Origin of the sequence: Limnohabitans sp. T6-20 (assembly GCF_003063505.1) — a bacterium.
In the GTDB taxonomy this organism is placed as follows: domain Bacteria; phylum Pseudomonadota; class Gammaproteobacteria; order Burkholderiales; family Burkholderiaceae_C; genus Limnohabitans_A.
On sequence record NZ_NERW01000002.1, the window covers coordinates 89,552 to 103,283 of the forward strand.

At 60.3% G+C, this 13,732-nt stretch carries 15 protein-coding genes and 2 tRNA genes; 6 read left to right on the plus strand and 11 right to left on the minus strand.

The genetic code is table 11. The annotated features are described in order from the left end of the window. Positions 1-51 precede the first annotated feature (51 nt). Both B9Z33_RS06660 and greB read left to right on the plus strand, forming a co-directional pair. Positions 52-128, plus strand: a tRNA-Arg gene (locus tag B9Z33_RS06660). A 120-nt stretch (positions 129-248) separates the two neighbouring features. Then, positions 249-803 carry a transcription elongation factor GreB gene (gene greB, locus B9Z33_RS06665; RefSeq protein ID WP_108286272.1) on the plus strand — a complete coding sequence of 185 codons (555 nt, stop codon included), beginning with the start codon at positions 249-251 and terminating at the stop codon, positions 801-803. Positions 804-823: 20 nt separating this feature from the next. On the opposite strand, the gene B9Z33_RS06670 is transcribed toward greB, so the two are convergent. The 4 genes from B9Z33_RS06670 to B9Z33_RS06685 all read right to left on the minus strand — a co-directional run bounded on the left by B9Z33_RS06670 (position 824) and on the right by B9Z33_RS06685 (position 4,964). Further along, complete coding sequence (locus B9Z33_RS06670) at positions 824-3,082, minus strand: bifunctional (p)ppGpp synthetase/guanosine-3',5'-bis(diphosphate) 3'-pyrophosphohydrolase (protein ID WP_233252758.1); 2,259 nt, start codon at positions 3,080-3,082, stop codon at positions 824-826. A 115-nt stretch (positions 3,083-3,197) separates the two neighbouring features. Next, a complete protein-coding gene (rpoZ, locus tag B9Z33_RS06675; protein ID WP_062402588.1) occupies positions 3,198-3,398 on the minus strand; it encodes a DNA-directed RNA polymerase subunit omega in 201 nt (66 codons plus the stop codon). Between the two features lie 32 nt (positions 3,399-3,430). Then, positions 3,431-4,051 carry a guanylate kinase gene (gene gmk / locus B9Z33_RS06680; RefSeq protein WP_108286273.1) on the minus strand — a complete coding sequence of 207 codons (621 nt, stop codon included), beginning with the start codon at positions 4,049-4,051 and terminating at the stop codon, positions 3,431-3,433. Between the two features lie 10 nt (positions 4,052-4,061). Further along, on the minus strand, positions 4,062-4,964 hold the full coding sequence (locus B9Z33_RS06685; protein ID WP_108286274.1) for a YicC/YloC family endoribonuclease: 903 nt from the start codon (positions 4,962-4,964) through the stop codon (positions 4,062-4,064). A gap of 175 nt (positions 4,965-5,139) precedes the next feature. Here B9Z33_RS06685 and rph point away from each other — a divergent pair, with 175 nt between their 5' ends. The 3 genes from rph to hemW are packed head-to-tail and all read left to right on the plus strand — an operon-like array spanning position 5,140 to position 7,754. Then, a complete protein-coding gene (gene rph, locus B9Z33_RS06690) occupies positions 5,140-5,901 on the plus strand; it encodes a ribonuclease PH (RefSeq protein WP_108286275.1) in 762 nt (253 codons plus the stop codon). A gap of 19 nt (positions 5,902-5,920) precedes the next feature. Next, a complete protein-coding gene (gene rdgB / locus B9Z33_RS06695) occupies positions 5,921-6,535 on the plus strand; it encodes an RdgB/HAM1 family non-canonical purine NTP pyrophosphatase (protein WP_108287026.1) in 615 nt (204 codons plus the stop codon). 16 nt (positions 6,536-6,551) lie between these two features. Beyond that, complete coding sequence (gene hemW / locus B9Z33_RS06700; RefSeq protein ID WP_108287027.1) at positions 6,552-7,754, plus strand: radical SAM family heme chaperone HemW; 1,203 nt, start codon at positions 6,552-6,554, stop codon at positions 7,752-7,754. A 20-nt stretch (positions 7,755-7,774) separates the two neighbouring features. Here hemW and B9Z33_RS06705 read toward each other — a convergent pair whose 3' ends face one another. Both B9Z33_RS06705 and B9Z33_RS06710 read right to left on the minus strand, forming a co-directional pair. Next, entirely contained in the window at positions 7,775-8,335 is a 561-nt protein-coding gene (locus B9Z33_RS06705) for a hypothetical protein (RefSeq protein ID WP_108286276.1), read from the minus strand. After that, complete coding sequence (locus tag B9Z33_RS06710; RefSeq protein ID WP_108286277.1) at positions 8,332-8,700, minus strand: hypothetical protein; 369 nt, start codon at positions 8,698-8,700, stop codon at positions 8,332-8,334. Before B9Z33_RS06710 ends, B9Z33_RS06705 begins: the two co-directional genes overlap by 4 nt. An 82-nt stretch (positions 8,701-8,782) precedes the next feature. On the opposite strand from B9Z33_RS06710, the gene B9Z33_RS06715 reads away from it, so the two are divergent. Further along, positions 8,783-9,748 carry a Gfo/Idh/MocA family protein gene (locus B9Z33_RS06715; RefSeq protein ID WP_108286278.1) on the plus strand — a complete coding sequence of 322 codons (966 nt, stop codon included), beginning with the start codon at positions 8,783-8,785 and terminating at the stop codon, positions 9,746-9,748. A 56-nt stretch (positions 9,749-9,804) separates the two neighbouring features. Here B9Z33_RS06715 and B9Z33_RS06720 read toward each other — a convergent pair. The 5 genes from B9Z33_RS06720 to ureC all read right to left on the minus strand — a co-directional run bounded on the left by B9Z33_RS06720 (position 9,805) and on the right by ureC (position 13,731). Beyond that, a tRNA-Ser gene (locus tag B9Z33_RS06720) sits at positions 9,805-9,892 on the minus strand. A gap of 60 nt (positions 9,893-9,952) precedes the next feature. Continuing rightward, positions 9,953-10,621 carry an urease accessory protein UreG gene (gene ureG, locus B9Z33_RS06725; protein WP_108286279.1) on the minus strand — a complete coding sequence of 223 codons (669 nt, stop codon included), beginning with the start codon at positions 10,619-10,621 and terminating at the stop codon, positions 9,953-9,955. Further along, on the minus strand, positions 10,618-11,307 hold the full coding sequence (locus B9Z33_RS06730; protein ID WP_108286280.1) for an urease accessory protein UreF: 690 nt from the start codon (positions 11,305-11,307) through the stop codon (positions 10,618-10,620). Before B9Z33_RS06730 ends, ureG begins: the two co-directional genes overlap by 4 nt. Continuing rightward, positions 11,297-11,989: an urease accessory protein UreE gene (ureE, locus tag B9Z33_RS06735; RefSeq protein WP_108286281.1), complete on the minus strand. Its 693-nt coding sequence runs from the start codon at positions 11,987-11,989 to the stop codon at positions 11,297-11,299. Before ureE ends, B9Z33_RS06730 begins: the two co-directional genes overlap by 11 nt. Continuing rightward, positions 11,989-13,731 carry an urease subunit alpha gene (ureC, locus tag B9Z33_RS06740; protein WP_108286282.1) on the minus strand — a complete coding sequence of 581 codons (1,743 nt, stop codon included), beginning with the start codon at positions 13,729-13,731 and terminating at the stop codon, positions 11,989-11,991. Before ureC ends, ureE begins: the two co-directional genes overlap by 1 nt. Between the last annotated feature and the right edge of the window lies 1 nt (position 13,732).

A 13,732-nucleotide genomic window follows, 5' to 3' on the forward strand; every position in this document is an offset into this window, starting at 1 on the left:
GCAGGCGGGCTCAAATGGGCCAAAAAAGCTTGCTATAATTCAATGCATGATGCGGCTGTAGCTCAGCTGGATAGAGTACTTGGCTACGAACCAAGGGGTCGTGGGTTCGATTCCTGCCAGCCGCACCAAAAATTAGAAAGCCCACAACGAAAGTTGTGGGCTTTTTCTATTTCTGAACGCCAACACGACATGCCACCACACGGCGGTCTTGCACTTGCGTCTTACCTTGCCTTTTCAAGCATCAGGACATGAGCAAAGCATTCACCAAAGAATCTGAAGGCGACGACGATGAAGACTTGGGATTGCCCGCATTGCCTTCGGGCGCGCGCAATTACATGACCCCTTCGGGCTATGCCCGACTGAGGGCTGAGCTGTTCGCCTTGATCGATGATGAACGGCCCAAGGTGGTCGAGATCGTGCATTGGGCTGCGAGCAACGGTGATCGCTCTGAAAACGGTGACTACATCTATGGCAAAAAACGCTTGCGGGAGATTGATCGGCGCATCCGCTTTTTGACCAAGCGCCTGGAGATTGCCGAAGTGGTGGACCCTGCGGTGCACCATGGCAGCGATCAGGTTTTCTTTGGCGCGACCGTGACCTATGTTGAAGCCACAGGTACCGAACGGACCTTGACCATTTTGGGGATTGACGAAGCCGACAGCCTGCATGGCCAGGTCAGCTGGGTGTCGCCGATTGCACGTACTTTGCTCAAATCACGCGAAGGCGATGAACTCAAACTGGTCACGCCAGCAGGCGTTATGGACATTGCGGTCTTGCAGGTCAACTACCCCACGCCCGCTTGAGGACTGGTTGACGCCTGGCTTCAAGTAGCCGAATTGCCTTTGTTGCTTTGGCGTTCTGCCTGGATCACGGCCGGTGTTCGCTTCAGGTGGCGCAGCACCTGCTCCAGATGAGCGGTGTCTCTCACGGCCACCACGAACTTCAACTCGGCTGTGTCTTGTGGTGAGTCTTGGCCCATGTCGACGTGAACAATGTCGGTTTCGGCGCTGGCCAATGCGCCCGCCACCCTGGCCAAGACACCTTTGCCATTCACCACGGTGACGTTGATGGCGGTCTCAAAATTGCGCGTCAACTCATCCGACCACTCCACGCCAATGAAGCGTTCTTTGTCTTTGTATTCCAGTTTCCGTGCCGTTGCGCAGTCGCGGGTGTGCACGGCCAGGCCTTCGCCTCGGCCCAGATAGCCCACGATGTCGTCGCCCGGCAAAGGACGGCAGCAGCGTGAATAGACCACCGAAGCGTTTTCGCTGCCATCCAGGGTAATGGCTCCTTGCGATATGGACTCATGCGCAGTGAAGCGTTCGCGGGTCATCAGCAGGGCGTCTGGTTTTTGACCCAGCTCCGAGAGCAGCGCTGTCAATCGCTTGGCCACGATGGTGGCGATGCGTTTGCCCAGACCAATGTCCATCAGCAGATCTTGCCGGTTGCGGTTGCCCGTGAAACGCAGCAATTTTTCCCACAAAGCTTGGTGGGTATCGTCGTCCACCGGGAGTTTGTCGATGCCTTCTGCGCGCAGCGACTGGGTGAGCAGTTTTTCGCCCAGTTCGACCGATTCGGTCTGCGCCATGGTTTTGAGGTGGTGGCGAATTTTGGAGCGGGCCCGTCCGGTGCGCACAAAACCCAGCCAAGCCGGGTTGGGGGCTGACACGGGGGCGGTGATCACTTCGATGACGTCACCGTTTTTCAGCTCGGTGCGCAGCGGCACCTGGTCACCATTGATGCGGGCCGCCATGGCGTGGTCCCCCACGCGGCTGTGGATGGCGTAGGCAAAGTCCACCACCGTGGCACCGCGCGGCAAGGCCATGATCTGGCTCTTGGGCGTGAACACATAGACGGCATCGGGGAACAGGTCGACCTTGACGTGGTCCCAGAACTCGGCTGCGTCACGCGTTTCGGTCTGGATGTCGAGCAGCGACTGCAGCCACTGCGTGCCCAGCCGCTCGGACTGGGCGCTGGCCGACTCGTGTTCTTTGTACAGCCAGTGCGCCGCCACACCCGACTCGGCCACCAGGTGCATGGCCTCGGTGCGCATCTGGAACTCGACGTTCACGCCCGATGGCCCCACCAACGTGGTGTGCAGCGACTGGTAGCCGTTGACCTTGGCAATGGCGATGTGGTCTTTGAACTTGCCGGGTACGGGCTTGTAAATCTGGTGCAACCAGCCGAGCGCGGTGTAGCAATCAATGACTGAGGGCACGATGACCCGAAAACCGTAAATGTCGGTCACTTGGGCAAAGCTCAGGTGTTTTTCATCCATCTTCTTGTAGATGGAATAAAGCGTTTTTTCGCGGCCACTGATGCGCACATCCATCTTGGCCTGGGCAAAAACGGCCTCCACATCGGCCTGCACTTTTTGGATCAGGTCGCGGCGACGGTTGCGGGCGCGAGACACCGCCTTGGTCAGCACCGCATAGCGCCAAGGCAGCAGGTGCTTGAACGACAGGTCTTGCAGTTCGCGGTAAATCTGGTTCAGGCCCAAGCGGTGGGCAATCGGGGCGTAAATTTCGAGGGTTTCTGACGCAATGCGGCCCCACTTGCTGCGCGGCATGTCGGACATGGTGCGCATGTTGTGGGTGCGGTCGGCCAGTTTGATGAGGATGACGCGCACATCGCGGGCCATGGCCAGCAGCATTTTGCGAAATGACTCGGCCTGGTTTTCTTCGCGGGTATTGAACTCCAGCTTGTCCAGCTTGGTCAGGCCATCGACCAATTCGGCTACCGGAGAGCCAAAGCGCTCGATCAGCTCGATCTTGGTAACGCCGCAGTCTTCCATCGAATCGTGCAGCAAGGCGGCGGCCAGGGCTTGGGCGTCCAACTTCCATTCGGTGCACAAACCGGCCACGGCAATCGGGTGCGTGATGTAAGGCTCGCCACTTTTACGCATTTGCCCCAGGTGGGCTTCGTCGGCAAATTTGTAGGCTCTGCGCACCATTTCGGTGTCGGCCTCGTTCAGATAACCGAGCTCGGCCTCCAGCACCGCGAAGCTGGCCGCTGCCGCATTGGCTGCAGCCGGGTCTGTCGCTTTGGGGCGACGCTGACCAGCTTGGGAAGAAGGGGGCATGGCGGGGCTCATGGCATCAATGTAACGCAAGCCGTTGCGGGCATTTTCAGTGGACAAAAAAAAGCCCCATCGCTGGGGCTTTTGCTGACCCGGCAGGTACCGGGCGGGTGGCGGATCAGGAAACGCGCTTGAGCATTTCGATGCCGACTTTGCCTGCAGCAATTTCGCGCAAGGCGGTCACGCCGGGCTTGTTTTTGCTCTCAATGCGGGGGGTGTGGCCCTGGCTCAGCATGCGGGCACGGTAAGTGGCTGCCAAAACCAGCTGAAAGCGGTTCGGGATCTGTTCCAGGCAATCTTCAACAGTGATGCGGGCCATGATGGTTTTCCTTGAGAAATTCTGAGCGTGATTCAAGCAATTTTGAGCGCTTGGAAGGTGTCAGGCCGTGCTCGGCGCTGGACGTGGTACTTGAGCCGCTGGGCGTGAACAACCGCTTTGAGGTCAAACAGGGCACGATCAAATACTTCGTTGATTATAACGAAGTCGAATTCTTTGGCCTGGGCCATCTCGACGGCGGCATTTTGCAGGCGCAGCTCGATGATCTCAGGTGTGTCTTCGCCTCGGCGTTCCAGGCGCGAACGCAACTCTTCCCAGCTCGGCGGCAAAATGAAGATCAGCACCGCGTTGGCATACATCTTCTTGATTTGCAGGCCACCTTGGTAATCGATCTCCAGCACCACATCCGCGCCTTGCGCCATGCGGTCTTCGATCATCTTTTTGGAGGTGCCATAACGCTGGCCATGCACATGGGCCCATTCGACGAAGGCGTCGCCCAGCACCATGGCGTCAAACTCTTGAGCCGAGGCAAAAAAGTACTCGCGGCCATGCTTTTCCTGTCCACGCGGGGGGCGGGTGGTGTGCGATACCGTGGGCTGAACGCGTGAGTCCAGCTCCATCAAGGCCTTGACCAGGCTGGATTTGCCGGCCCCGCTGGGGGCGGCCACGACAAAGAGGTTTCCGGGGTAATCCATGGGCAGTTCTTTATTCGATGTTCTGGACTTGTTCGCGCATTTGCTCGATCAGCACCTTCATGTCCACCGAGATGCGGGTCATCTCCAGCACGGCGGATTTGGAGCCCAGCGTGTTGGCTTCGCGGTGCAGCTCCTGAATCAGGAAGTCCAGGCGCTTGCCAATGTCGCCGCCTTTGTCCAACAGGCGAGAAAGTTCGTCCAGGTGCGAGCGCAGGCGGGTCAGCTCCTCGGCCACGTCGATGCGGATGGCAAAAGCGGTCGCTTCGGTCATGGCGCGGTCTTGGGCGGCTTCGGGCAGGTGGCTGCCATCGGCCAGTGCCATGGCGTCTTTCCAGCGCTCCAAAAAGCGGTGGCGCTGCTGTTCGACCAATTGCGGCACCAGCGGCACGGCCAGATCGGCCAGGCTGCGCAGCTGGGTGATGTGGCCTTGCAGCATCTCGGTCAGGCGGGCACCTTCGCGGGCGCGGGCTTCGCGCAGGGCATCCACCGCTTGGGTGGCCAGCTGCATCCATGCGGCTTCGTCGGGGGCGGCTTGGCCTGAGCTGCCAGCGGTCATGCGCAGGACATCGGCCACGCTCAAGGCGCGGGCTTCGGGCAGCCAGTCTTGAATTTTGTCTTGCAGGGCCGCGATTTTTTGCAGGGCTTGGTGGTTGGGGGCCTGCAGGGCAGCGCCGTCACCGGCGTCCTGGCTGGCGCGTACTTCGACTTTGCCGCGTTTGATCTGGCGGGTGATCAGCTCGCGCAGGCCGGGTTCGAGCTGGCGCAGCTCTTCGGGCAGGCGAAAACTCAGGTCCAGAAAGCGGCTGTTGACCGAGCGGATTTCCAGGCCCAAACGCGCTGTGGGGCCTGCGCTGGCAGGTGCCTCGCCGTCGGTGGGCAGCGGGCTGTGCTGCACGCTGGCGTACCCGGTCATACTGTAAACTGGCATCGGTCAAATTCCTTGGGACAGCGCGGCACTTCTTTATGGGCAAGAAGCGGCTCAAACGCTGCAAATGGGGCGCACCACGTGCGAACACCAAACCGTGGATTATCGCAAACTCTCTGCCTGCCCCGATCTCCTGCACACATCCAACGCACTTTTACACGCCATGAACACTTCGACTGTCTCTTATGTCCGATCCGGCCGTGCCGCCGATGCTTTGCGCGCCGTTCACATCACCCGCGGCTACACCGTGCATGCCGAAGGCTCGGTGCTGATCGAGTTTGGACAAACCCGTGTGCTGTGCACCGCTTCGGTCGAAGAAAAAGTGCCGGGCCACAAAAAAGGCAGTGGCGAGGGCTGGGTCACCGCCGAATACGGCATGCTGCCCCGTGCCACCCACACCCGGGGCGACCGTGAAGCCGCACGCGGCAAGCAAAGCGGCCGTACGCAAGAAATCCAGCGACTGATTGGCCGCTCACTGCGTGCCGTGTTTGACCTGAAAAAGCTGGGCGAGCGCACCATTCACCTCGACTGCGATGTGCTTCAAGCCGATGGCGGCACCCGCACGGCCAGCATCACGGGCGCATTTGTGGCAGCGCAAGATGCGGTGAGCTGGTTGATGGCGACTGGCAAACTGAGCGAATCACCGATCCTGGACCGTGTAGCTGCCATTTCGGTCGGCCTGAAAAGCGGCACCGCCTTGCTGGACCTGGACTACCCCGAAGACTCGGCCTGCGACACAGACATGAACGTGGTCATGACGGGTGCGGGCAATTTTGTGGAAGTGCAGGGCACGGCCGAAGGTGTGGCCTTCACCCGCGTTGAGATGGACCGCATGCTGGCGCTGGCCGAAAAAGGCATTGCCCAATTGGTGCAACTGCAAAAGCAGGCGCACGACGAACCCAAGACCCTGACTTTCAGCGCCTGATGCGCGGGCCATGGCACACATGAAAATCGTTCTCGCCTCCAACAACGCGGGCAAACTGGCCGAGTTGCAAACCCTGTTTGCGCCGCTGAACCTGACGCTGGTGCGCCAGTCCGAGCTGAACATTCCCGAAGCCGCCGAGCCGTTCAAGACCTTTGTTGAAAACGCCTTGGCCAAAGCCCGCCATGCGGCCCAGCTGAGCGGCATGCCCGCCCTGGCCGATGACGCGGGCCTGTGTGTGGATGCTTTTGGCGGCCAGCCCGGTGTGGACACAGCCTACTACGCCACCCGCTTTGGCTACCCCAAGGGCGATGACACCAACGTCACCGCTTTGCTGGAGCAGATGCAGGGCATTGCCAACCGCCGCGCCGCCATGGTCAGCACGCTGGTGGCGGTGCGCAGCGCCGACGACCCGGAGCCGTTGATTGCGGTGGGCCGAGTGGTGGTGCAAATCACGCCCGAGCGCCGGGGCACCAACGGTTTTGGTTTTGACCCGGTGATGTGCCTGCCCGAATTTGGCAAGACCTTTGCCGAGTTGCCCCCCGAGTTGAAAAACGCCAACAGCCACCGGGGCCGTGCTGCGCAAGCCATGCTGGCCCTGATGCGTGAGCGCTGGATGGACGGTTCTGCCGCATGAGCCCAACATGAACCCGATGATGGACCCGGTGCACGCCATGCGCCCTGGCGTGTTGCAATTGAGCGCCTTGCCGCCCCTGTCTCTCTATGTGCATCTGCCTTGGTGTATCAAAAAGTGCCCGTATTGCGACTTCAACTCGCATGAGTTCCGTGAGGGTGCAGATCCGGTGTCGACGCAAGACGCCTACATCAACGCGCTGTTCGCCGACCTGGAAGCGAGCTTGCCGCTGATCTGGGGCCGCAGCATCCAGACCGTGTTTTTGGGTGGGGGCACGCCGAGCCTGTTTTCGCCAGAGGCGATTGACCGCCTGGTTTCGGGCCTCCGCGCCCGCGTGCGTCTGGCACCCGATGCCGAAGTGACGATGGAGGCCAACCCCGGCACCTTTGAAAAAGACCGTTTCAAAGCGTTCAGGCAAGCCGGCATCACCCGCTTGTCGATTGGCGTGCAGAGTTTTGACAATGCGCACCTGAAAGCGCTGGGCCGTGTGCACGACCGTGACCAAGCCTTGGCTGCCGTGACCGAGGCCGCTCAGGTGTTTGACACCTTCAATCTGGACCTGATGTACGCCTTGCCGGGCCAAACGCTCGAAGGCCTGACGCAAGACATTCAGACCGCGCTGGCCTTTGCGCCGCCGCACATCTCGATCTACCACCTGACGATCGAGCCCAACACCGTGTTTGCCAAGTTTCCGCCCGCCTTGCCTGAGGACGACCTGGCCTACGAGATGATGGACCGCATCACCGAGCTGACGGCGTCGGTGGGGCTGAACCGCTACGAGGTCTCTGCCTATGCCAAGCCCGGTCATCAGTGCGCCCACAACCTGAACTATTGGCAATTTGGCGACTACCTGGGCATTGGGGCCGGTGCACACAGCAAGCTCAGTTTTGCCCACCGCGTGGTGCGGCAGGTGCGTTACCGGGAGCCTGCGCTTTACATGCAACAAGCCCTCAAGGGCGAGCCCGTCACGCAGAGCACCGAGGTGTCACGCCAGGAGTTGCCCTTTGAGTTCATGCTGAATGCCCTGCGCCTGCGCGATGGTTTTGCTTTGGCCGATTACGTGGACCGCACAGGCCTGGCCATGACCAGCATTCAGCAGGGTTTGCAAGAGGCAGAAAAATTGGGCTTGGTGGGGCGCGACCTGCACCGGGTTTGGCCAACCGAGAAAGGCTTCGATTTCTTGAGCGATTTGCAAGCCTTGTTTTTGTCTGAGGCGGATTAGGCTGCCCCGGTCATGGGGCTTTAATGGCGTTTGATTTTGATGCGCGACAGCAGCAACTTGAAGCCATAGAGCATCAGCAACGCGCCAATGGCATCCCCAATGAACATCGGCCACACATCGACCCAGATGTTCACATCGGCGCGCTCCAGCAGCAACCAGACCAGGTGATGTGCCACCGCACTGGCCGCCGCAAAAATCAGGGTGAAGTTGAGCAGGCGCTGGGCAGTCATGTCTTGCAGCAGGTGCTGTGTGCGTTTGCCGCGGTTAAGGACTTTCAGAACCCACAAGGGTGTGAATCCTGAAACCACGCCATTCACGAGTGCCAGCCACATGCTGCTGGTGCCCAGGGAATCCCGGTCCAGGAACCAAGTTCCCAGCATGATGCCCATGGCGCCAGGCAGACCCAGGATCAATACCAAAATGACCCGAAAGCCCGCAGGTAAAAACACCCAATTGACGCCTTCGCGGTACACCAAGTCCGCAAACAGCCACCCGTTGAACTGAAAGAAGCTTGCAAACAAAACCGCACTGCCAAGGGTCAGTGCGCTCGTTTCGATAGCTTCTTGAATAGCGATTTTCATGCTGCCAGGTTTTGATGTGCCTGTTGCATGGATTGCCCGAGGTCATTGAAATAGTCCAATGTCCGTTGTGTTGGGATCAGGAACTTGGCCCGGCGATCGCCTTCCAGGTTCAATGTGCTCAGCATGTCTTTTTCACGCAAACGCGTGATGCGCTTGTGCAGTGTGGCTGGGGAGCCCAATTCGGCCAAGCCAATCGCTTCTCGGACGGTCATGGGCTTGTTCTCATACCAGCGCAAAACCACGGCCTGCAACAAGGCTTTTTCGTTCGCGTCCATTTCCATGCCATCGGGCAAAGCCTGGATGACCTTGGCGAGCTGCAAAAATCGCAGGTAGGCCGACACAAAGGGACTGTTGATTTTTTCCATAAATATGATTTTATCGAATTTCTATCAATAGTTAAATGGGTCGGGTTAATGAATGGTTAAGCTTCGGTAAAAGGAAACAAACATGACACATCGATTGGCCATCATCGGACTTGGCATCATGGGCCGACGCATGCTGGAAAACGCGTTGCAACACCCGGCTTTTGAGGTCTCGGGTGTGTGGGACCCGTCTCCCCAATCGCTAGCCAAAACGCTGGAGGCCATGCCGGGCGTGACCGTCCAATCCAGCGCTGAAGCCACCATGGCCGGTGCCGATGTGGTTTATTTGGCTTGCCCACCAGGCCCCCGCAAAACCTATGCCTTGCAAGCCGCTGCCGCTGGGCAGGGCGTTTTCATGGAAAAACCCTTGGGCACCGACAACGCGCAAAGTCGCGATCTGGTTGCAAAGTTGAGTCAGGCCCGTTTGCCGGGTGTTGTCAACTTCACCCAAGCGGCATCGCGGGGTTTCGACGAACTGCACCGGGCCATCAACGCCGGTGAAACGGGCGAGATTTTGGGCATCGACATCGTGGTGAATTACCCCGCTTGGCCACGTGCTTGGCAAAAAGACGCCGATTGGCTGCGCTTGCGCCACGAAGGCGGTTACACACGCGAGGTGATTTCACACTTCCTGTTTTTGGCAGGGCGCTTTTTGGGGCCGTTGACTCTGCAAGAGGCCCTGCCACGTTATCCTCAAGACCGCACGCTGTGCGAGCTGGACATGTTGGCCCGGTTGACCACAGCAGACGGCAAACCCGTGACGGTGATGGCCACCACTGGGGGGCAGCAGCCCGACCGGCAAGAAGTCACGGTGCGCGGCAGCCGCATGAACCACCAGTTCAGAGAGTTTTACCAACTGTGGCGTTCAGACGGTGGGCCATGGCAGGAGGCGCTCGACTGGACCACCGAAGATCCGCGTACCAGCGCTTTGCAACGTCAACTGAGCGAAGTCGATCTGTGGTTACAAGGCAAGCCCCACAAGCTCGCGACAGCAGAAGAAGCGCTGGCAGTGCAGGAGTTGGTGGAGGCGATGTTGGTGGGCAAGGTCTGATTGGGTTTCCCCATGCAAAACGCCCCTTTCAAGGGGCGTTTTGCATGGGGTGTGTCTGGCGGAAGCGGTGAGATTCGAACTCACGGACCCTTTCGAGTCGCCGGTTTTCAAGACCGGTGCAATCGACCACTCTGCCACGCTTCCTTGGGGTGAGATTGTAACGATTTAAAGCCTTGGTTTGGCGTTCCCCCAGACCAAAGCTGTTCAAGCATGGCCCAGCATGCCTCGTTTCTCAATAAATGCGATCACTTCTGCCAAACCATCGAGCGTTTTGAGGTTGGTCATCACCCAGGGACGGGTTTCGGGGTTGGGGCGCATGCGGTCGGTGTCGGCGCGCATCACGTTCAGGTCGGCACCCACATGGGGGGCCAAATCGGTCTTGTTGATCACAAACAAATCGCTTTTGGTGATGCCGGGGCCGCCTTTGCGCGGGATTTTTTCACCTGCGGCTACATCGATCACATAAATCGTTAGGTCACTCAATTCGGGGCTGAAGGTGGCGGCCAGGTTGTCGCCGCCGCTTTCGATGAAAACCACATCGGCGTTCGGAAACTTCTCCAACATGCGGTCAATGGCTTCGAGGTTGATGGAGGCGTCTTCGCGGATGGCGGTGTGTGGGCAGCCGCCGGTTTCAACACCCATGATGCGGTCCGCTGGCAGCGCACCGCTCACGGTGAGCAGGCGCTGGTCTTCTTTGGTGTAGATGTCGTTGGTGATGGCGATCAGGTCCCAGCGCTCGCGCATGTTTTTACACAGCATCTCGAGCAGCGTGGTTTTGCCGGAGCCTACAGGCCCGCCGATGCCCACGCGCAGGGGTGGTAGTTTTTTGCTGCGGTTGGGGATGTGGTGCAGTGCGGAAAAAGATGTGCTCATGATCGGAAGATTCGGGAGTATTGGGTTTCGTGGCGGGACGACAAGATGGCCAGCATGGGGTTGAAGGCTTGTCGGTCTTCGTCGTTCAAGTGCAGGGCGGTTTGCACTGCCTGTGGGATTTCTCGTGCCAGCCGTGCCAACATGCGCTGGCCTGCGCTTTGGCCCAAGGGCACGGCCTTGAGCGCAGCTTGGGTCATGTTTTCGGCCCAGCCAAAGGCACAGGCTTGCAGGGCTTGGTCCAGCGGGGCTTGCGCAAGAGACAAAGCCAGCGCCATGGTCAGCGGGTAAGTCGGGGGCAGTTGGGCGCAGCATTGCAGCTGTACGTCGCTGGCTTGCTGCAAATTGCGCAGCCAGTCGAGCAGCGAGCGGCCCATCTGCTCCGCTTGCAAGCGCATTTCGGCGGTTTCGCGGGTGGCCATGACCCAGTCGTTCAGCGCTTGCAGGCGCTGGGTGTCCATAACTTGCCAGGCGGGAATGGCTTGCGCCAGCACCGCCATGTCACAGCGGGACTGCGTCAGGTGCAGCTGGTCCACTACCCAGTCGGTGGCACTTTGCTCGTTGTGCACCAAGCCTTGCTCGATAGCGGCCTCCAGTCCTTCGGAATACGAGAAGCCACCGATCGGGAGCGCAGGCGATGCGAGCCAGATCAGTTGCAGCAGGCCAGACGGCGCGGTGTCAGTGCTCATGGTTACAGCCAGGGCCGTGTACATGGGGTTCAGCAGGGGCTGAGCTGATTGGGATGGCGGCGATGCGTTTGCCCGCCACCGGCGTGGCTGCCGGGGCCGCATGTTCGTGCTGGCAGTCGGGGCCGTGCACATGCTGCGTGGTGTTGGCGGCGTGTTCATGGCCCGCATGCGCATGGCTGTGCCCGTGATCGTGGTTGTGCCCATGTGCGTGTCCAGCATGTCCACCGTGGTCGCCATAGGCACCGCTTTCAGGCTCGAAGGGCTCAGACACCTCCACCACGGTCATGTGCATGGCGCGCAGCATGTCGGCCAGCACATGGTCGGGTTCGATCTTCAGGTGATCGGGTTGGAGCTCAATCGGCACATGGCGGTTGCCCAGGTGGTAGGCGGCGCGGGTCAGGTCAAAGGGCGATCCGTGCTCTGTGCAGGCTGTGATGCGCAGCACCGCTTGCGGCGCGGCCTCCACGCGAATGAGCGAGCCGTCTTCGGCCACCAGCACATCGCCGCCACGCACCACGGTGCCACGCGGCAAGAACACCCCCAGGGCCCGCCCCTGGCTGTCGGTGGCGTCAAAGCGGCTTTTCTGACGAACGTCCCAATCCAGGGCGATGGTGCTGGCGCGTTGTACCAGCACCCGGGCGAGGCCGCGCCCTTGCGGCATGAGTTTGGAGCAGAGGATCATCAAAACAAAAAGTAGCGTTGCGTCATGGGCAGACTGGTGGCGGGTTCGCACACCAGCAGCTGGCCGTCGGCGCGCACCGCGTAGGTTTGTGCATCGACTTCCATGCGGGGCGCGTAGTCATTGTGAATCATGTCGCGTTTGCCGACCTGGCGGATGTTCTTAACAGCCGACAAGGTTTTGGCCAGGCCATACCGCGCACCGATGCCCGCTTGCAAACCGGCTTGCGACACAAAGGTGAGTGAATTGCGCGTGAGCGCGCCGCCAAAGCTGCCAAACATGGGGCGGTAGTGCACAGGCTGCGGCGTAGGGATGGACGCATTCGGATCGCCCATGGCCGCCACCGCGATGAAGCCGCCTTTGAGTATGAGCGCGGGTTTCACGCCAAAAAACGCCGGTTTCCAGATCACCAGGTCGGCCCATTTGCCCGCTTCGATGCTGCCCACTTCGTGGCTCATACCGTGCGCAATCGCAGGGTTGATTGTGTACTTGGCGATGTAGCGTTTGACGCGGGCGTTGTCGTGACGGTCGGTGTCGCCGGGCAGGCTGCCGCGCTGCTGCTTCATTTTGTGCGCCGTCTGCCAGGTGCGGATGATGACCTCGCCCACCCGGCCCATGGCCTGGCTGTCGCTGCTCATCATGCTGATGGCACCCAGGTCGTGCAGGATGTCTTCGGCCGCAATCGTCTCCTTGCGGATGCGGCTCTCAGCAAAGGCCAGGTCTTCGGCAATGGCAGGGTCCAGGTGGTGGCAGACCATCAGCATGTCCACATGCTCGTCAAGCGTGTTGATGGTGTAGGGCCGGGTCGGGTTGGTCGATGACGGCAACACATTGGCCTCGCCCACCACTTTCAAAATGTCTGGCGCATGCCCGCCGCCCGCACCTTCGGTGTGGAAGGTGTGGATGGTGCGGCCTTTGAATGCGGCCACGGTGTCCTCCACAAAGCCCGATTCGTTCAGCGTGTCGGTGTGGATGGCCACTTGTGTGTCGGTTTCTTCCGCCACGCTCAGGCAGTTGTCGATGGCCGCTGGCGTGGTGCCCCAGTCTTCGTGCAATTTCAGGCCAATGGCCCCAGCGTTGATCTGCTCGTGCAGCGCGGCTGGCAGGGCGGCGTTGCCCTTGCCCAGAAAGCCCAGGTTCATCGGGAAGGCGTCGGCCGCTTGCATCATGCGTTCGATGTTGAAGGGGCCGGGTGTGCAGGTGGTGGCAAATGTGCCCGTGGCTGGGCCGGTGCCGCCGCCCAGCATGGTGGTCACGCCGCTGGCCAGGGCCTCGTCGATTTGCTGGGGCGCGATGAAATGGATGTGCGAGTCGATGCCGCCTGCGGTCACGATCAGGCCTTCGCAGCTGATGATCTCGGTGCCGGGGCCGATGATGATGTCGACGCCCGGTTGCGTGTCGGGGTTGCCCGCTTTGCCAATCGCCGCGATGCGGTTGCCCTTGAGGCCAATGTCGGCCTTGACGATGCCCCAATGGTCGATGATGAGGGCGTTGGTCAGAACGCAATCCATGGCACCAGGCGCTTCGGGGCCCGTTCCGTGGGCGGCATTGGTGCGCTGCGATTGCGACATGCCATCGCGGATGGTCTTGCCGCCGCCGAACTTGACCTCTTCGCCATAGCCCCCAGCTTGCAGCGTGAAGTCTTTCTCAACCTCGATCACCAAGGCGGTGTCGGCCAGGCGAACGCGGTCGCCCACGGTGGGGCCGAACATTTCGGCGTAAGCGCGTTTGTCGATGGTGGCCATG

Coding starts and splice junctions, on each gene's coding strand:
- greB (WP_108286272.1), top strand. CDS start 249: ATGAGCAAAGCATTCACCAAAGAATCTGAAGGCGACGACGATGAAGAC.
- B9Z33_RS06670 (WP_233252758.1), bottom strand. CDS start 3,082: ATGCCCCCTTCTTCCCAAGCTGGTCAGCGTCGCCCCAAAGCGACAGAC.
- rpoZ (WP_062402588.1), bottom strand. CDS start 3,398: ATGGCCCGCATCACTGTTGAAGATTGCCTGGAACAGATCCCGAACCGC.
- gmk (WP_108286273.1), bottom strand. CDS start 4,051: ATGGATTACCCCGGAAACCTCTTTGTCGTGGCCGCCCCCAGCGGGGCC.
- B9Z33_RS06685 (WP_108286274.1), bottom strand. CDS start 4,964: ATGACCGGGTACGCCAGCGTGCAGCACAGCCCGCTGCCCACCGACGGC.
- rph (WP_108286275.1), top strand. CDS start 5,140: ATGAACACTTCGACTGTCTCTTATGTCCGATCCGGCCGTGCCGCCGAT.
- rdgB (WP_108287026.1), top strand. CDS start 5,921: ATGAAAATCGTTCTCGCCTCCAACAACGCGGGCAAACTGGCCGAGTTG.
- hemW (WP_108287027.1), top strand. CDS start 6,552: ATGATGGACCCGGTGCACGCCATGCGCCCTGGCGTGTTGCAATTGAGC.
- B9Z33_RS06705 (WP_108286276.1), bottom strand. CDS start 8,335: ATGAAAATCGCTATTCAAGAAGCTATCGAAACGAGCGCACTGACCCTT.
- B9Z33_RS06710 (WP_108286277.1), bottom strand. CDS start 8,700: ATGGAAAAAATCAACAGTCCCTTTGTGTCGGCCTACCTGCGATTTTTG.
- B9Z33_RS06715 (WP_108286278.1), top strand. CDS start 8,783: ATGACACATCGATTGGCCATCATCGGACTTGGCATCATGGGCCGACGC.
- ureG (WP_108286279.1), bottom strand. CDS start 10,621: ATGAGCACATCTTTTTCCGCACTGCACCACATCCCCAACCGCAGCAAA.
- B9Z33_RS06730 (WP_108286280.1), bottom strand. CDS start 11,307: ATGAGCACTGACACCGCGCCGTCTGGCCTGCTGCAACTGATCTGGCTC.
- ureE (WP_108286281.1), bottom strand. CDS start 11,989: ATGATCCTCTGCTCCAAACTCATGCCGCAAGGGCGCGGCCTCGCCCGG.
- ureC (WP_108286282.1), bottom strand. CDS start 13,731: ATGGCCACCATCGACAAACGCGCTTACGCCGAAATGTTCGGCCCCACC.